General features: G+C 66.8%; 19 protein-coding genes. 10 read left to right on the top strand and 9 right to left on the bottom strand.

All coding sequences use genetic code 11. The annotated features are described in order from the left end of the window. Positions 1 to 20 precede the first annotated feature (20 nt). Positions 21 to 1,115, top strand: a complete 1,095-nt coding sequence (gene speB / locus K0O64_RS24185) for an agmatinase (protein WP_220045816.1) — start codon at positions 21 to 23, stop codon at positions 1,113 to 1,115. Continuing rightward, entirely contained in the window at positions 1,115 to 2,065 is a 951-nt protein-coding gene (speB, locus tag K0O64_RS24190) for an agmatinase (protein WP_220045817.1), read from the top strand. The genes speB (K0O64_RS24185) and speB (K0O64_RS24190) overlap by 1 nt, the downstream gene beginning before the upstream one ends. Before the next feature lie 3 nt (positions 2,066 to 2,068). Here speB (K0O64_RS24190) and K0O64_RS24195 read toward each other — a convergent pair whose 3' ends face one another. Next, a complete protein-coding gene (locus K0O64_RS24195; protein WP_096313001.1) occupies positions 2,069 to 2,818 on the bottom strand; it encodes a class II aldolase/adducin family protein in 750 nt (249 codons plus the stop codon). Between the two features lie 81 nt (positions 2,819 to 2,899). Here K0O64_RS24195 and K0O64_RS24200 point away from each other — a divergent pair, with 81 nt between their 5' ends. The 5 genes from K0O64_RS24200 (at position 2,900) to K0O64_RS24220 (ending at position 6,889) form a co-directional block, all read left to right on the top strand. After that, positions 2,900 to 3,838, top strand: coding sequence for a D-2-hydroxyacid dehydrogenase (locus K0O64_RS24200; protein ID WP_225933534.1), 939 nt, complete (start codon positions 2,900 to 2,902; stop codon positions 3,836 to 3,838). A 115-nt stretch (positions 3,839 to 3,953) separates the two neighbouring features. Next, the gene (locus K0O64_RS24205; RefSeq protein ID WP_225933535.1) at positions 3,954 to 4,787 is read left to right on the top strand and encodes a creatininase; all 834 of its coding nucleotides are present in this window, start codon (positions 3,954 to 3,956) and stop codon (positions 4,785 to 4,787) included. A 1-nt stretch (position 4,788) separates the two neighbouring features. Next, complete coding sequence (locus K0O64_RS24210) at positions 4,789 to 5,499, top strand: SDR family NAD(P)-dependent oxidoreductase (RefSeq protein WP_220045818.1); 711 nt, start codon at positions 4,789 to 4,791, stop codon at positions 5,497 to 5,499. After that, positions 5,496 to 6,215: an SDR family NAD(P)-dependent oxidoreductase gene (locus tag K0O64_RS24215; RefSeq protein WP_220045819.1), complete on the top strand. Its 720-nt coding sequence runs from the start codon at positions 5,496 to 5,498 to the stop codon at positions 6,213 to 6,215. The genes K0O64_RS24210 and K0O64_RS24215 overlap by 4 nt, the downstream gene beginning before the upstream one ends. Beyond that, the gene (locus K0O64_RS24220) at positions 6,212 to 6,889 is read left to right on the top strand and encodes a TetR/AcrR family transcriptional regulator (RefSeq protein WP_220045820.1); all 678 of its coding nucleotides are present in this window, start codon (positions 6,212 to 6,214) and stop codon (positions 6,887 to 6,889) included. The genes K0O64_RS24215 and K0O64_RS24220 overlap by 4 nt, the downstream gene beginning before the upstream one ends. Here the strand turns inward: K0O64_RS24220 and K0O64_RS24225 are convergent. The 4 genes from K0O64_RS24225 to K0O64_RS24240 are packed head-to-tail and all read right to left on the bottom strand — an operon-like array spanning position 6,864 to position 9,851. Continuing rightward, positions 6,864 to 7,226: an FKBP-type peptidyl-prolyl cis-trans isomerase gene (locus K0O64_RS24225; RefSeq protein WP_071949296.1), complete on the bottom strand. Its 363-nt coding sequence runs from the start codon at positions 7,224 to 7,226 to the stop codon at positions 6,864 to 6,866. The two genes, K0O64_RS24220 and K0O64_RS24225, sit on opposite strands and share 26 nt — an antisense overlap. Before the next feature lie 18 nt (positions 7,227 to 7,244). Next, a complete protein-coding gene (locus K0O64_RS24230) occupies positions 7,245 to 8,030 on the bottom strand; it encodes a GntR family transcriptional regulator (RefSeq protein WP_071949295.1) in 786 nt (261 codons plus the stop codon). Between the two features lie 4 nt (positions 8,031 to 8,034). Then, positions 8,035 to 8,811: a 3-oxoacyl-ACP reductase FabG gene (gene fabG, locus K0O64_RS24235; protein WP_071949294.1), complete on the bottom strand. Its 777-nt coding sequence runs from the start codon at positions 8,809 to 8,811 to the stop codon at positions 8,035 to 8,037. 26 nt (positions 8,812 to 8,837) lie between these two features. After that, on the bottom strand, positions 8,838 to 9,851 hold the full coding sequence (locus K0O64_RS24240; protein ID WP_071949293.1) for a phosphotransferase enzyme family protein: 1,014 nt from the start codon (positions 9,849 to 9,851) through the stop codon (positions 8,838 to 8,840). 280 nt (positions 9,852 to 10,131) lie between these two features. Between K0O64_RS24240 and K0O64_RS24245 the strand changes: the two genes are divergently transcribed. From K0O64_RS24245 to K0O64_RS24255, 3 genes are read left to right on the top strand one after another with little or no spacing between them, the layout of a single operon-like run. Further along, positions 10,132 to 11,706, top strand: coding sequence for an APC family permease (locus K0O64_RS24245; RefSeq protein WP_071949292.1), 1,575 nt, complete (start codon positions 10,132 to 10,134; stop codon positions 11,704 to 11,706). 37 nt (positions 11,707 to 11,743) lie between these two features. Beyond that, a complete protein-coding gene (locus K0O64_RS24250) occupies positions 11,744 to 13,063 on the top strand; it encodes an aspartate aminotransferase family protein (RefSeq protein ID WP_220045821.1) in 1,320 nt (439 codons plus the stop codon). 27 nt (positions 13,064 to 13,090) lie between these two features. After that, positions 13,091 to 13,339, top strand: a complete 249-nt coding sequence (locus K0O64_RS24255; protein ID WP_071949290.1) for a DUF2630 family protein — start codon at positions 13,091 to 13,093, stop codon at positions 13,337 to 13,339. Here K0O64_RS24255 and K0O64_RS24260 read toward each other — a convergent pair. From K0O64_RS24260 to K0O64_RS24275, 4 genes are all read right to left on the bottom strand, one after another. Next, entirely contained in the window at positions 13,332 to 13,748 is a 417-nt protein-coding gene (locus K0O64_RS24260; protein WP_071949289.1) for a MarR family winged helix-turn-helix transcriptional regulator, read from the bottom strand. The two genes, K0O64_RS24255 and K0O64_RS24260, sit on opposite strands and share 8 nt — an antisense overlap. Beyond that, positions 13,738 to 15,189: an MFS transporter gene (locus K0O64_RS24265; protein ID WP_096312241.1), complete on the bottom strand. Its 1,452-nt coding sequence runs from the start codon at positions 15,187 to 15,189 to the stop codon at positions 13,738 to 13,740. Before K0O64_RS24265 ends, K0O64_RS24260 begins: the two co-directional genes overlap by 11 nt. A 64-nt stretch (positions 15,190 to 15,253) precedes the next feature. After that, positions 15,254 to 16,552, bottom strand: coding sequence for a citrate synthase (locus tag K0O64_RS24270; RefSeq protein WP_071949288.1), 1,299 nt, complete (start codon positions 16,550 to 16,552; stop codon positions 15,254 to 15,256). Positions 16,553 to 16,655: 103 nt separating this feature from the next. After that, complete coding sequence (locus K0O64_RS24275; RefSeq protein WP_071949287.1) at positions 16,656 to 17,291, bottom strand: TetR/AcrR family transcriptional regulator; 636 nt, start codon at positions 17,289 to 17,291, stop codon at positions 16,656 to 16,658. Positions 17,292 to 17,293: the final 2 nt, after the last annotated feature.

The raw sequence follows: 17,293 nt of genomic DNA on the forward strand, positions 1-17,293 counted from the left end.
GTAACGAAAGGCAATCACACATGGCAGGAGTCCTGTTCGGTCCGGACATCACCTTCCTCGGTGTACCCCGGTGCGACCTCACCGACGAATCAAGTTATGCCGACGCCGATATCGTCATTCTCGGCGCCCCACTGGACGGCGGCACCAGCTACCGTTCCGGCGCCCGGTTCGGACCGTCTGCATTGCGTCAGGCGTGTTACCTGCCACAGGACGGCTCGCGGCCCAGCCTCGCATTGCGGGTCGACGGCCTGAAGGATCTGCGCGTCTACGACGCCGGCGACGTGATGCTCTACAGCGGTGACATCGAGCAGGCGGTCAGGCTGATCGAGGAGGACGTTTACAAGATCACCGCCGCGGGCGCGATCCCGATCATCCTCGGTGGGGACCACACGATCGCCTGGCCCGACCACACCGGTGTCGCCCGCCACCACGGGTTCGGCAACGTCTCGATGATCCACTTCGACGCCCACGCCGATACCGGCGACATCCTCAACGGCTCGCTGGTCGGCCACGGCACCCCGATGCGCAGGCTGATCGAATCCGGCGCCCTGCGCGGAGACCGGTTCCTGCAGTTGGGATTGCGCGGGTACTGGCCCGACGAGCCTGTCCTGCAGTGGATGGCCGCCCACGGCCTGCGGTCATACGAGATGACCGAGATCGTCGCCCGCGGGTTGGAGGCGTGCCTGACCGAGGCGTTCGAGATCGCCACCACCGACTGCGAGGGTGTGTTCATCTCGGTCGACATCGACGTGTGCGATCCCGGACATGCACCGGGCACCGGAACACCTGAGCCGGGCGGCTTCTCGGCCCGTGAGCTGCTCGACGCGGTGCGCCGCATCTGCTACGAACTACCCGTCCTCGGAGTGGATGTGGTCGAGGTGGCGCCGCCCTACGACCACGCGGATATCACCGCACTGCTCGGCAATCGCGTTGTGCTGGAGGTCATCTCCGCGATCGCGCGCCGACGCAGGGACCGAGCGAACGGCACGACCTGGGATCCGATGCAGCCCCTGCTGGCCGGACGGGAAGTCGACGAACAACTGCGCCTGATCACCGAGGGCGAAGAAGCGCGCCGCCGCGGTGAGGGCGGCGCCCGACCCCACCACCACCACTGATGGCCGAGAAGCCCGTTGGCGCCACGCCGGCTACCCAGGTCCCCCGCTACGCAGGCAAGGGCACATTCGCCCGGATCGCCGACATCCACGAGGTACCCGACTACGACATCGCGGTCGTCGGTCTACCGTTCGACGGTGGCACCTCTTACCGGCCGGGAGCGCGGTTCGGCCCGATGGCCGTGCGCCAGGCCGCCCGGACGTTGCGGACCGGCTATCACGTCGATCTCGGCGTGGCGCCGCTGGAGCAGGTGCAAATCGTCGATGCCGGAGACGTGACGATCACGCCGTTCGACATCCCGGAAGCCTGTCGCCAGATCGAGAACGGCATGCGCGACATCATCGGCGAGCGCGCACGCAAATTCGTCGCGATCGGCGGCGACCACACGGTGGCCTTGCCGAACCTTCGGGCGCTTCGGGCTTTTCACGGTCCGCTTGCGCTCGTGCACTTCGACGCGCACCTGGACACCTGGGACACCTACTTCAACGCACCGGTGACGCACGGCACCCCATTTCGCCGGGCGTTCGAAGAGGACCTGCTGATCGAGGACCACTCGATACACGTCGGCATCCGCGGCCCGATCTACGACCAGATGGACCTCGACGACGATGCCAGGATGGGATTCAAGATCATCCGGGCCGGTGACCTCGACGTCATGGGCGTCGAGGCCGCCGTGGACGTCGTGGCCCGGCGCGTCGCCGATCTGCCGGTGTACCTCTCGATCGACATCGACGTCCTGGATCCCGCCTTCGCCCCCGGGACCGGCACCCCCGAATGCGGGGGGCTCACCTCACGCGAGCTGCTGCGAATGCTGCGGCGGCTCAACGGAATCAACATCGTCGGCGCTGACGTCGTCGAGGTGGCACCGGCCTATGACCATGCCGAGATCACCTCGATCGCCGCAGCCACGGTGGTCTTCGACCTGCTCAGTCTGATCGTGGCCAACAGTTGAGCGTCAGGATGCGTCGGGAACGTATGTCCGTTGCGCCCACTGGAATACCTGCCAGGCGGCCACCTCGTCGAACATATCGTGCACCCGCCGCGCGGCGTCGGCTCCGATCGGCTTGGCGTCGCGCGCCTTGACCTGAACCTCCGCGCTGCGCTCCATCATCAGGAAGTAGCCGACCGCCGAGTCGACGCTGCCGCCCACCGTGAGCAACCCGTGGTTGCGCAGGATCGCGGCCCTTGCTCCACCGATGGCGGCCGCAATGCGCTTGCCGCCGTCGGTCGAGCCGATGTTGACTTCCTCGTCGTCGAAGATCTCGTGATCGTCGAAGAACGCACAGGCCTCCTGCGAGATCGGCGCCAGCGGGGTGACGGTCGCCGAAAACGGTGTCCCATAAGGGGTATGGCAGTGCGCGGCGGCGACGACGTCCGGACGAGCCTCGTGCACCGGGGCATGGATGTAGTAGGCGGCGACGTTGATATGGCCGCCGCCCTCGATCGTTCCGTCGGCGTGCACCAAGACCAGATCATCGATGGTCATGAATCGAAACGGCACGCCGTAGCGACCGAGCCAGAAGGAGTCCGTCCGCTCCGGGTCACGCGCGGAGATGTGCCCGTCGCCCAGCGACCCCCAGCCCATGGCGCCGAACACCCGGTACGCCAGCGCAAGACGGCGCTTGCGATGAGCGCGCAGTTCGGCCGGATCGGTGATGACCGGCTCACCGGCATCCGGATCGAGGAAATTGCTGACATCAGCCACAGTGGTCCTATTCCGATAGGCTTTCGAAAACACTTTATCGACATTGGTCGTGTGCGTCGTGGCGAGCCGAATGGAGCAGCCTTGTCGAGTCGTCCCCGGGTGCTGGTGCTCGCCGAGCCCGATCCTGAACTGCCGCCTCCACCGCTCGGGCTGATTCCGCCCGACGTCGACGTCGTCGAGGTGCACGGCACACCCACCTCGGCACAGCTCGCCGACGCCGAGGTGCTGTACGTCTGGGACCACCGCTTCGCCGATCTGGCGGCGGCGCTGCGCAGTGCCGAGCGGCTGCGCTGGGTGCACGCCGCGTCCGTCGGCGTCAATCGATTGATCTGCCCCGAGCTCACCGAACGCGGTGTCACGCTGACCAACTCGCGCGGCGTCTTCGACACCCCGATCGCCGAGTGGGTACTGGCCGCGGTGCTCAGCCACGTGAAGGGCATCGCGGACACCCTCGCGCTTCAGCGCACCGGCACGTGGCAGTACCGCACCACCGGCCGACTGGCCGGCAAGCAGGCCGCCGTCGTCGGTACCGGTTCGATCGGCCGGGCCATCGCCGACCGCCTGAGCAGGCTTGATGTTCAGGTCACGCTCATTGGCCGCCGGGAGTCCGGTGACCTGGCCGCCGTCGCCGCCGAGGTCGACATTCTCATCGCCGCGGTGCCGTTGACCCCCGCCACCACCGGATTGATCGATGCGCAGGTGCTCGCCGCGCTGGGCCCGGACGGGTTCCTCGTCAACGTCGGCCGCGGACCTACGGTGGTCGAGGCGGCTCTCGTCGAAGCCCTGCGGGTGGGCACGATCGCGGGGGCCGCACTCGACGTCTTCGAGGTGGAGCCCCTGCCCGCGGACTCACCGCTGTGGTCGATGCCCCACGTCCTCGTCTCGCCGCACATGTCCGGGGACTACGTCGGGTTCGAGGTCGACATGATGGGCGTCTTCGTCGACAACCTGCGGCGCTGGCTGCGTGGCGAGCGGTTGCACAACATCGTCGACCCAGCCCTGGGATACGTCCGAAACTGACGTGTTTCGCCGGCGAGAACCGCCTGTTTCGATAACGTATCGAAACAGCGGAATTCGCGCTGCCGTGTTATCAATTAGCCAGCCGATAAATGCGGCATTGCAGCGAAGGTGAGCGATGACTGACGATCTGATGAGTCCCGTCCTCGGGGCCGGTACCGTCGAATACGAGTGGATGACCTGGCCGGAGATCGCGGCGGCCGCCGCCGCCGACGCACCCGTCGTCATCGCGGTGGGGTCAACCGAGCAGCACGGTCCCCATCTGCCGGTGAGCGCGGATTGGGTTATCCCGCAAGCACTCCTGCGGCTGGCAGCGGCCAAGCGGCCGTTCGTGGTGGGGCCGTCGCTTCGGCTCGGTTATCGGTCGCGTCCGGCCAGCGGTGGCGGCCAGCATTTCCCGGGCACGCTCTCGCTGCGTGCCACCACCTTCATCGCGATGATCGAAGACCTGCTGGAAGAACTGATTCGCACCGGGTTTCGCCGAATTGTCCTGTACAGCTGGCACTTCGAGAACACGAACTTCGTGTACGAGCCGGCCTACCTGGTGTCCGGGCGGTTCCCCGGCGTGAAGATCGTCGTCGTCGAGAACGCGATGCCCGAATTCGACGCCGCCGATCTGGAGGTGCTGTTCCCCGACGGCTTCCCCGGACTCGCGCTCGAGCATGCCGCGGTCATCGAGACCTCACTGTTCGAATATCTCCGCCCGGCCACGGTGCGGATGGACCGCATCATCGACGACGCGCCGGCCCGTAACGTGCCGTGGGACGTGTTGCCGATCGACCCGTCGATGTCGACCGCCTCCGGCATACTCGCCTCGGCAACACAGGCCAGTGTCGCCAAGGGCGAACTGCTGACCGAGCGGATCGTCGACCACATCGTGTCGATCCTCGACGCCGAGTTCGAACCGATCGAGCGGACGGCCATGCAGCTGACCGCCGATCAGCGGAGCTGACGTGGCGGGTACCGCCCTGGTCACCGGTGGCGCCACCGGAATCGGCCGTGCCACAGCGTATCTCCTTGCCGCCCGCGGTTACCGGGTCGCCGTCGACCATCTCGGTGACGAGGCCAAGGCCAAGCAGGTGGCCGACGATATCGGTGGCATCGCGTACGAGGCCGACGTCGCCGACATCGACGCCGTCGAGTCACTGGTCTGCGCGGTCGAGTCGGATCTCGGCCCGATCGATGTCGCGGTGGCCTGTGCGGGCTTCGATGTCGACGTGCCGCTGGCCGACGTGACCGAGGAGCTCTGGCACCGCAGCCTGTCGGTGATCCTCGGCGGATGCGCCAATGTGATTGCGGCCGTGGGTCCCCGGATGCGTGCACGGCGGCGCGGCTCCATCGTGGGCATCTCCTCGGAGTTGGCTCTGCTCGGTGACGAGAACCACGTGCCGTACGTGACGGCGAAGGCGGCGATGATCGGGCTGGTTCGCTCGGTCGCCCGCGAGTACGGCCCGGATCAGGTGCGCGTCAACATCATCTGCCCGGGTCCGACCGATACCGACATGCTCACCGAGCGATGGCGCGGCGAGGACTACCGGCGCAGCATCGCGCTGGAGCGGTTCGGCACACCCGACGAAGTGGCGCGCGCGATCGTCGATGTGGCCGAATGGACGTGGCTCACCGGCCAGGTGGTGTCTCTCAACGGCGGCGTGGTGATCCAGTGAGTGCGCCGGTTGCCCTGGTCACCGGTGCGGGTGGCGGTATCGGCCGCGCGATCGTGGCGGCGTTGGCCGAGGCCGGCTGGACCGTGACCGCGACGGACCTGCCCGGAGTCGGCGAAATCCCAGGTGCTGCACAGATATTGGCGGCGGACCTGCGCGGCCGGGCGGCGTGCCGGTCGGTTGTCGACGCCGTCGTCGGACACTTCGGCCGGCTCGATCTGCTGGTCAACAATGCCGCGACGATGACGGTTGTCGAACCCACACAAGCGACGATGTCCCTGTGGTGGCGCGACATCGACGTGAACCTGACGGCTCCGCTGTGGCTGACTCAGGCTGCCGCGCCGGCATTGCGCGCAGCCGGTGGGCAGGTCGTGAACATCTGCAGCATCTCCGGCCTGCGCGGTGAACCGGGCTTCAGCGCGTATGCGGCGAGCAAGGCCGGACTGCTCGGGATGACCCGCTCGCTCGCCCGCGAGCTGGCGCCCGACGTGCGGGTCAACGCGATTGCCCCGGGACCCACCGAGACCGAACAGCTCAATCGCGACGCCGAATTCCGCGGCGTGAGCCTGGAACAGCTGCACCTCGAGTACACCGCCGACATGCCGATTGGCCGGTTGGTGCAGCCCGCCGACGTGGCCGACGTGGTGCGGTTCCTCGCCGGTGCGAGCGCGTTCACCGGTGAGTGCGTGCAGATCAACGGCGGGATGCTGATGTCGTGAAGACCGAGTTCGACCGTCGCGATGACATCCTGGTGGTCGCCGCCCGGCTGTTTGCCGAGCGCGGCTATCTCAACACCACGATGACCGAGATCGCCCGCACCTGCGGACTGGGCCAGTCCTCGCTGTACTACTGGTTCCGCCAGAAGGAGGACATCCTCCTCGGGCTCCTCGCCGTGAACCGGGCATCGATCGAGTTCGCCGAACGCATGGTGGCCGCGCCCGGTTCACCTGCCGTGCGGCTGCTGCGCCTGCTGCGCTTGGACATCGGAGAGCTGTGCACGGCGGCGGTCGACATCTGTGAGGTCGAGGTACTCGCCGAACAACAACCCGAGGTTTTCGCTCAGTTCTGGGCGGACACCGCGGCACTGCACCGGCATGTGGCGACACTCATCGGCGACGGCATCGCGTGCGGCGAATTCATCGAGTGCGACCCGGAATTCGCCGCACTGAACATCTGCGCCGCTGAAGAGGGTGTGCAGCGCCGCTACCGGAACTCGGCGGCGCACACCCCGGACGGCACCAGCCCGTTCCGGCACCCGAACTACTCGCGCGAGCACGTCGCCCGCGAACTGGCGGCCATGTTGGTGCGCGGGCTGCTGCGCGATCCGTCCACGCTGCCTGCGCTCAGCGCGCAGGCCGACAGTGCTGCTAGCGGGTGGCCAGCAGGTCGATGACGAAGATCAGCGTCTTGCCGGACAACTGATGTCCGCCGCCGGCCGGGCCGTACGCCTGCTCGGGCGGGATCGTGAGCTGCCGCCGGCCGCCCACCTTCATCCCCGGGATGCCGTCCTGCCAGCCCTGGATGAGCCCGCGCAGCGGGAAGGAGATGGACTCCCCGCGGTTCCACGAGCTGTCGAACTCTTCGCCGGTGTCGTACTCGACACCCACATAGTGGACATCCACGACGGCGCCGGGCTTGGCTTCATCGCCCTCGCCGACCACCAGGTCTTTGATGACCAGTTCGCTGGGCGCCGGGCCGTCGGGGAATTCGATCACGGGTTTGCTCGTCACCGGTCACACAGTAGTCCCTCACGCACTGCTGACCGAGCGTTCCACCCGTCCATCCGTACCTCGGCGCTCCCGCGCGGTGACCGTCGACGTGGTGGCGGTGAGCCGCACCCGGTCGGCGCGGAACAGGTCGTAGGCGTACTCGAACGGCCGGTCGTCGGCGTCGCGCGTGATCCGGGTGATCGCCACCAGCGGCCGCCGGTGCGCGATGCAGAGCCAGTCGGCCTCCCGCGGGCTGGCGCTGACCACCTCGATCGTCTCGCTCGAGGTGGCCGGCACCAGGCCGTAGCGTACGGCGATCAACTCGTACAGCGAGCCGCCGAGCGGCTGTTCCAGCAGATCGATGACATGCCCGGCGACGAAACACGAGAAGTCCACCGACAGCGGCACGCCGTCGGCGAAGCGCAACCGGCGGATCGCGAAAACGTCGTCGCCGGGCTCGATTTCCAGGGCCGCGGCTTCCGCCGCGGTGGACGGCCTGCGGTCCGTCGCCAACACGCGGGTCGCACTGGTATGCCCGCCGCTTGCCAATCGTGCCGGCAGACCGGCCAGCTCGGCGGCGTTGCGCTGCACCACGTCGGCGCGCACGAATGTGCCTCCGTTACGCCCGGTCCGCCGCTCCAGCACGCCGGCGCGGCTCAACGGCAACAGCGCACTGCGCAGAGTGGATCGGGAAACTTCGAAGCGGTCGGCCATCTCGCGTTCGGTACCCAGCCGCGAGCCCGGCCGAAGGGTGCCCTGCGCGAGCATCGACAGGATGCGCCGACGCACATCCTCCGCGATCGGTCCCCCTTCCGACTCCTCCATCGGACTAGGTATTCAGTGCATCCGGCGATTCGGGCAGCACCTGACCGCCGTCGACGGCGATCGCCTGGCCGGTGATGTATCCGGCCTCGACGGTGGCGAGGAAAGCAGCCAGATGGCCGATGTCCTCTGGCTTGCCCAGCGTGCCTGCCGGGATCGCCTTGGTCATGCCGGCGATGTAGTCCTCGCCCTTGTCGTAGAGGCCTTCGGTGAAGATGTTGCCCGGCAGGACGGCGTTAACGGTGATCCCGTGTGGCGCCAATTCGATTGCGGCGGTGCGCATGAAGCCGAGCTGTGCGGCCTTCGATGCCCCGTAGTGCGACCAGCCCGGAAAGCCGGTGATCGGCCCGGTGATCGACGAGGTGAGAATCACCCGGCCGCGCCCGGACGCGATCAGCGCGTCCAGGCACGCCTGCACGGTGAAGATGTTGCCCTTGACGTTGACGTCGAGGACCTCCGCCAGCTGCGCGGGCGTCATCGTGGCCAGCGGGGCATCCGGGAAGATTCCCGCGTTGGCGCAGACGACGTCGATGCCGCCGAAGGCATCGACGGCCGCGGCAGCGAGGTTGGCGCAGGAAACCGGATCCGCGACATCGGTCTGTATTCCCAACACCTTGCCGCTGCCCAGCGCATCCAGATCGGCGACTGCGGAATCCAATTCGGCCGCCGAGCGCGCGGCGATCGCCACGTTGGCGCCCGCGGTGGCGAACACCGAGGCGATGCCGCGCCCGATCCCCTTGCTCCCGCCGGTCACCACGACGGACGTGGACTGCAGATCAAACACGCGTAACTCCTTGTCTGGAAAGGGTTTTAGACCCGCGAGCCGAAGATCGCGTCCTGCAGCCAGGTTCGGTCCTCGAGATATCGCTGTGCCAGCCGAGCGGTGTTGGGGGCAAAGTCCGCCCCGACGCCGATCGCGGCGTCGGCGTCGAAGTGCGACGCGATCCACGCCGTGAGCATGATCCGCCGCATCATCACGAAGGACGGAATCAGCGCGAGGTGGTCCTCGGGTATCGAACCGGCCTGGAAGTAGCCGGTCAGCCACTCGGCGATGATGCGTTCACCGGCCGGAGTGTCTTCGATGAACGACACCGCCGCCCCGAGATCGGCGAGGTACCAGGACCATCCGCAGTCGTCGAAGTCGATCACAGTGATGCCCGCGCCGTTGTCGGACGGATTGACCATCAGGTTGGCCAGCCGCAGGTCGGCGTGGACCAGGCCGAAACGGTCTGGCGCTGAGCCGAACTCGGTCAGCTTGGCGGTGATGTCGTCGGCGGCGCGCTGGATCAGCACCCGGTCGTCGTCGGTGAGACCGGGTGCCAGCCGCCAGTTGCCCCAGCGGGCGTCCGGGCCCAGGATCGTCTCCAGATCCCAGCGGAACCGGGTGAAACCCTTGGGGAATGTCCAGTTCCTGGCGTGCTCGTGCATGACCGCGGTGAGCCGGCCGAGCTGGTCGAAGCCGACCGCGTCGGGATCCTCCTCGGCCGTGCAGCCCGCGACGAAAGTGACGGCGTCGACGTGCAGGACATCGCCGTCGAACTCCGCGGCGACCACATCGGTGCCGTCGCGCGCGGCGACCAGTTCCGGCGTGGCCACCGAGGTCTCCGTCCGCAGCGCCTGCATCCACGCCAGCTCGGAGCGGATCGCCTCCAGCGAGTGATACCCGGGGCGGTGCACCCGCAGGACGATCGGGTCGTCGTCTTCGACCAGATAGGTGGCGTTCTCCGACAGGCTGAGCAGCCGCAATGGTGTATCGCTGACACGACCGTAAGCGGGCAGTGCTGCGCGCGCGAAGGACTCATGAGTCGGCGGCAATCCCGGCATGCGAACAGTGTGGACCATAACCGAGCGTCGAGCAGACCAAATCGGCACATTTAACGGTTTTGTTTCCTGGCCCGGTTTTGGGAAACACACAGGAAACATCTCTTGCGTATTGGGCGTAAGTTCCTGTTGACCAGGGGATCTGGCGGGGGTAACAATGTCGTCGTCGCACCACAAAGCCGTGCCGACATCGCCATCAGCCCCCGGGTGCGTCCGCATCAGGGAAATACCAGACCAAAAAACAGCGCGACCTCCAGTCACGTTCGAGATCGGAATCCACACAATGAGCGAGATCATCGATCCGCCGGCGCCCGCCGGTACCGATGCCAAATCCGACACGGTTCAGCGGCTGAAGCCCAATGCCGTCGGATTGATCGGCGTCCTCTTCATGGCCGTCGCGACCGCCGCACCGATCACGGCCATGGTCGGCAATGTGCCGATCGCCGTCGGGTTCGGCAACGGCGCGTACGCCCCCGCCGGCTACTTCGTCGCCACGATCGTGCTGACGCTGTTCTCGATCGGCTACGCCGCGATGAGCAAGCACATCACCGCCACCGGCGCGTTCTACGGCTACATCTCGCACGGCCTGGGCCGCATCGTCGGCCTCGGCGCGGGGTTCCTGACCGCGATGGCCTACATGGTGTTCGAGGCCTCGATCATCGGCATCTTCGCGTTCTTCGGTAACGACACGTTCAATTCCCTTTTCCACGTGAACATTCCGTGGATCGTGTTCGCCATCGCCATGCTCGCGATCAACGCGCTGCTGACGTACTTCGACATCAACGTCGCCGCCCGCGTGCTCGGAGTCTTCCTGATCACCGAGATCGTCATGCTCTCGCTGCTGGCGCTCTCGGTGTTGTTCACCGGCGGTGGGCCGCAGGGTTGGTCGTGGGGTTCGCTCAACCCGCTCAACGCTTTCCAGAACCTGAGCGGCACCGTCGCCGGCCCCGGCGGCCAGATGCTCACGGTGGCCGGATCGGCAGGCATCGGCCTGTTCTTCGCGTTCTGGTCGTGGGTCGGCTTCGAATCCAGCGCGATGTACGGCGAGGAGTCCAAGAACCCGAAGAAGATCATCCCGATCGCGGTGATCAGCTCGGTGGTCGGCATCGGTGTCTTCTACGTTCTCGTCTCGTGGTTGGCGATCGTCGGTACCGGTCCGCAGAATGCCATTGCGCTGGCCCAGGATTCGGCCACCGCCGGTGATATCTTCTTCGGACCCATCCAGTCCCACCTGGGCGTCTGGGCCGTCGACGTCTTCAAGGTCCTGCTGATGACGGGATCGTTCGCCTGCGGCATGGCGTTCCACAACTGCGCCGCCCGGTACATCTATGCGATCGGCCGGGAGAACGTGATCCCCGGTATGCGAAAGACGCTGGGCGCCACGCACTCCTCGCACGGCTCGCCGCACATCGCCGGATTCGTACAGACCGCCTTCGCGACCGTCGTCGTGCTGTTCTTCGCACTCACCGGACGTGACCCCTACACCGGGCTGTACGGGCTGATGGCGCTGCTCGGCACCACGGCGATCATGATCGTGCAGGCGCTGGCCGCCTTCTCGGTGATCGCCTACTTCCATGTCGGCAAGAATCACCCCGAGACAGCCAACTGGTTCCGGACCTTCCTGGCACCGCTGCTGGGCGGTCTCGGCATGCTCTACGTGACCTACCTGCTGGCCAAGAACGCCTCGTTCGCAGCGGGCACCGCGGCGTCGGACTGGGTCTTCGCTGCGATTCCCTACGTGGTCGGCGTGGTCGGCATCGGCGGCATCCTGCTTGCTGTGGTCCTGAAATACCGCTCCCCGCAGCGCTATTCGGAGCTGGGCCGGACGGTGCTCGAAGAGTCGCACGAACGCCAGTGAGGACAGTCACGGGCCGCATCAACGAGGAAGTAGCAGCATGAGCTTTTCCAACATCATGGATTCCAACAGCTACTCGGCGGATCACCCCGTCGACCCCGCCACCGAATCGTTGATCGCGGCCCGTGACCGCATCCTGGGCCCGGCGTACCGGCTGTTCTACCAACGGCCGGTACACCTGGTCCGCGGCGAGGGGACGCGGCTCTACGACGCCGACGGCGCCTGCTACCTGGATGCCTACAACAACGTCGCCAGCGTCGGCCACTGCCACCCGCACGTGGTGGAGGCCGTCACCCGTCAGCTGTCCACCCTGAACACGCACACCCGCTACCTGCACGGCGGGATCGTGAACTACAGCGAGCGCCTGCTGGACACGATGCCCGAGCAGATCGATCAGGTGATGTACGCCTGCACCGGCTCGGAGGTCAACGACCTGGCCCTGCGCGTTGCCGAAATGTACACCGGCGCAAAGGGTGTCATCGTCACCACCGACGCCTATCACGGCAACACCGCCGCGGTCACCGCGATCTCGCCGTCCATCGGCGGGGCGACGGTGCTCGGCGACCATGTCCGCACGGTCCCGCCGCCGGACAGCTACCGCGTGCCGGCCGCCGAACTCGCCGAGACGTTCACCGCCGACGTCGTCGCCGCCATCACCGACCTGAAGGAACGCGGCGTCAAATTCTCCGCACTGATCGTCGACACCATCTTCTCCTCCGACGGCATCTACCCCGATCCCTCCGTGCTGGCGCCCGCCGTGGAGGCGGTGCATCGCGCCGGCGGGGTGTTCATCGCCGACGAGGTGCAGCCGGGATTCGGCCGCACCGGCGAGGCGATGTGGGGCTTCCTGCGCCACGGCGTTGTGCCGGACCTGGTGACCATGGGCAAGCCGATGGGCAACGGCATGCCGATCGCGGCGATGGCGGCCCGCTCGGAGGTCCTCGATGTCTTCGCCCGCGAGGTGCCCTACTTCAACACCTTCGGCGGTAACCCCGTGACGATCGCCGCGGCGGCGGCCGTGCTGGACGTCATCGAAGAAGAGAAGCTGATGCGCAACGCCGCGGACGTCGGTTCGCAGCTGCGCACCGAATTGGCGCGCCTCGGTGCCGACCATCCGCGCATCGGTGATGTCCGCGGCACCGGGCTGTACGTCGGCGTCGAGGTGATCGACGAGACCGGCGCGCCAGACCGGGCCGGCGCCCGGGAACTCGTCAACGCCATGCGCGAGCGCCGGGTGCTGATCTCGGTGTGCGGCCGCGACGGCAATGTGCTGAAGATCCGCCCACCGCTGGTCTTCTCGAGCACCGACGTCGACTGGTTCTGCACCGAGTTCGCCGGCGCGCTCGCTTCGCCGTCTTGAGCCGTCGTCGTCGGGCACACTGGAGCAGTGGCAGACGACAACGACACCCTGTCCCGCATCCACGACCTGGTCGCGCAGGAGCGCGAACTGCGTGAGCGGGTGGTACACGGACAACTCGACCCGTCCGAGGAGCACGAGCGCCTGAGGGCCATCGAAACCGAGCTCGACCAGTGCTGGGACCTGCTTCGGCAGCGTCGCGCTCTGCGCGAGACGGGCGGCGACCCCGGCCAGGCCAGCGTGCGGCCCGGCGACGAGGTCGAGGGCTACCTCAGCTGATCACGCGAGCCAGGATCTCCTGCAACGCCTGAAGGTCCTGTTCGTCGAGCGAGGCCAGCATCTGCGGTGCCGGGTCGTCGGTCTCATCGAGGACGGCGATGACGTCGCGGCCGGCGTCGGTGAGCGACACCAGCTTGCAGCGTCGGTTCTCCGGATGGGGCTGGCGGACCACCAGTCCGCGGGCCTCCAGGTCGTTGACCGCCACCGTGGCGGCGGGTGCGTCGATGGTCGCCGCCTCGGCGACCTCTTTGACCGTCATCGGCTGGGCTGCGAGCCGACGCAGGATCCGAATTCTGCTGAACGGCAAGCCCGTTCGATCCACCACCGCTCGGCGCCAGCGGTCCTTATTGTCCAGCACCAGGCTCGACATCGACCGCCACACCTGGTCGGCTACCGGATTACCCGACATGGGCATGCTCATTTCGGTGATCGTCGATCAGCGGCGCCAGCCGCTGCGCAGAGAGCTTGACCCGCGCCGAGGTCGAGACGATCGCGAGCACCACGATCACCACGCCCAGGGCGATGTTGAGGAACCACAGCGGCCTGGCGGCGGCGGTGAAGTCGGCGCCCGCGACCGCCAGCGCCGAGCCGGCAACCGAACCACACAGTGCCACACCGATACTCACGCCCACCTGCCTGCTGGTCGAGGTCACCGCCGAGGCCGCACCGGCCCGGTCGCGCGGCATACCGCTGACCGCCGCATTGGTGATCGGCGCGTTGACCATGCCGAACCCGATGCCGTACACCGCGAAGATCGCCAGCAGCCCCCAGACCGGTGTAGTCGGGGTGAGGAAGATCAGCATCACCGACGCGATGGTCATCAGGACACCGGACACCAACAACGACGGGCGGGCGCCGAACCGGCCGACCAGCCGGCCCGACAGCGGCGAGAAGAACAGCGCACCGATCGCGATCGGCAGGTAGATCAGGCCGGTGTGGGCGGCCGAATACCCGCGCTCCCCCTGCAGGTACAGCGACATCATGAACAGGAAGGCCCCCCAGGCGGCGAAGGCGCACACGGCGATGACCGTAGCCGACGAGAACGGCACACTGCGGAAGAACCGCAGATCGATGAAGGGGTCGTGGCGGCGGGACTCGTAGCGCAGGAAGGCCAGCAGGGCCACCGCCGCGCCGGCCGCGATCGCGAGGATCCGCGGGTTGGTCCAGCCCATACCCGGCCCCTCGATGAGCACGAAGACGACGCCGAACAGCGCCAGCACGGCCAACAGCTGCCCGACCGGATCGATATCGCGCATGGTGGCCGACTTGGTCTCGGGGACGAAGATCGCCGTGAGGATGATGGCGGCCGCGCAGATGGGCAGGTTGATCCAGAACACCGCGCGCCAGCTGATCGCCTCGATCAGGAAGCCGCCGACGATCGGGCCCAGCGCCATCGAGATACCGACCACCGCGCCCCACAGCCCGAGCGCGCGGGCGCGCTCCACCCGGCCGACGAAGATCTGCGAAATGATCGACAGCGCAACCGGATTCATCATCGAACCGCCGAATCCCTGAACCAGGCGGGCGCCGATCAGAGTGTCGATGTCGGGCGCCAGGCTGCACAGCAGTGAGCCCACCGCAAAGGTGGCCAGGCCGATCTGGAAGATCCGGCGGCGACCGAAGCGATCACCGGTGGCCCCCGACAGCATCAGCAGCGACGCCAGCACCAGGGTGTAGATGTCGATGACCCACTGCATCTGCGAGGCGGTGGCATGCAGGTCGGTGCGGATAGCCGGGATCGCGACGTTCACGATCGTCGAATCCATCGACACGATCAGCAGGCTCAGGCAGCAGGACGCCAGGATGATCGTCTTGCGCCGCGCGCTGATCTCACCGACAGTTGTAATCACACAACTATTGTGAATCTACAACCGTTCGACGGTCAAGCCGGTGTGGCTTAGTAGACAGTCAGGTTTAGCCGCGGGTGTCGATGGTCGCGTAGTCGCGCTCGGTGTACCCGGTGTAGATCTGGCGCGGGCGGCCGATCTTGCTGCTGCCCTCGTCGTGCATCTCCCGCCAGTGCGCGATCCAGCCCGGCAGCCGGCCGAGGGCGAACAGCACGGTGAACATCCGGGTCGGGAAGCCCATCGCGCGGTAGATCACGCCGGTGTAGTAGTCGACGTTCGGGTAGAGCTTGCGCTCGATGAAGAAATCGTCGGTGAGCGCGATCTCCTCGAGCTGCTTGGCGATGTCGAGCAACTCGTCGTCGCCGCCGAGCTTGCCGAGAATCTTGTCGGCCTGCTCCTTGACGATGCGCGCCCGCGGGTCGTAGTTCTTGTAGACGCGGTGCCCGAAGCCCATCAGCTTCACGCCGTCTTCTTTGTTCTTCACCTTCTTGACGAACGTCTGCACATCGTCCTGGCCGACGCGGATCTTCTCCAGCATCTCCAGCACGGCCTGATTGGCGCCGCCGTGCAGCGGACCCCACAGCGCGTTGATGCCGCCGGAGATCGAGGTGAACAGGTTGGCCTGCGAGGAGCCGACCAGCCGCACCGTCGACGTCGAGCAGTTCTGCTCGTGGTCGGCGTGCAGGATCAGCAGCATGTCCAGCGCGCGGACGATCTCGGGATCGACCTCGTAGGGCTCAGCCGGGAAGCCGAACGTCATCCGCAGGAAGTTCTCCACCAGCGTCAGCGAGTTGTCCGGGTACAGGAACGGCTGACCCTCGGACTTCTTGTAGGCGTACGCCGCGATCGTCGGCAGCTTGGCCAGCAGCCGGATCGTGGACAGCTCGACCTGCTTCTTGTTGAGCGGATCCAGCGAATCCTGGTAGTAGGCGCTCAACGCGTTGACCGCGCTGGACAGCACCGGCATCGGATGTGCATCGCGCGGGAAGCCGTCGAAGAACCGCTTGAGGTCTTCGTGCAGCAGGGTGTGCCGCTGAATCTGGGTGGTGAACTTCTCCAGCTGCTCGGTGGTCGGCAGCTCACCGTAGATCAGCAGGTAGCTCACCTCGATGAAGGTCGACTTCTCGGCGAGCTGCTCGATCGGGTAGCCGCGGTAGCGCAGGATGCCGGCGTCGCCGTCGATGTAGGTGATGGCGCTCTTGGTCGACGCGGTGTTCACAAAACCCTGGTCGAACGTCGTGTATCCGGTCTTGGCCAGCAACGAGCCCAGCGCGATCCCGTCAGACCCCTCCGTCGCCTTGACGATGTCCAGGTCCAACTCGCCGCCCGGGTACTTCAGGGAGGCGGTCTCGTCGGTTGCGGCCACATGAACCCCTTCTGAGCTCGTCGACGCATGCGATGCGTCCGTATGTAGGTGAAGGTAGTCGCTATTCTGCCGATACGCCCGCGGGGGTTTGGCCCGGGGTCGCCTACGGCGTCCAAAGTTGGGTGAAAAGCGCGTACACCGACTCGATTCGGTCGCGGACGACGTCCGGCTCGATCGGCGGACGGCCGGGGGTACCGAGCCCGTAACAGGCCACCCCCATCACCACCGCCCAGGTGTCGAAGAGGATGCGAATCGACGGGTGTCCGGCGGACACCCCCATCCGCTGTGCCGCGACCTCGACCGCGCCGTGGTGGAACCCGTCCGCGCGGAACATGAACGGCGCCAGCCCGATCGCCGGAGCAGAATTCACGATCGTCAGCAACAGTCGCATCCGCTCGAACGACGTCGAGGTGCCGTACTGCTCGCTGCCGAAGGTCTCGAGGTGAGCGCGGGCCAATGCCTCGTAGTGGGTGATGTCGAGTGGCTGGCGGGCAAAGGCGGCCGCCACGTCGTCGGCGACCTCGTCCAGGATGGCGACGATCACCGCCTCCTTGCCCGAGAAGTAGCGACTGAAAGTGCGCGGCGCGACCTCGGCGGCGGCCGCGATCTGCTCGACGGTGGTGTTGTCGTAGCCCCGGTCGATACACAGCTGGACGGCGGCGTCGATCAGCATCGACCTGGTTCGTTGTTTCTTGAGTTCACGCAGGCCGGGGACGGGAATTTTCGTGATAGTCGCCACGT

Origin of the sequence: Mycolicibacterium pallens, assembly GCF_019456675.1 — a bacterium.
Taxonomy (GTDB): Bacteria; Actinomycetota; Actinomycetes; order Mycobacteriales; family Mycobacteriaceae; genus Mycobacterium; species Mycobacterium crocinum.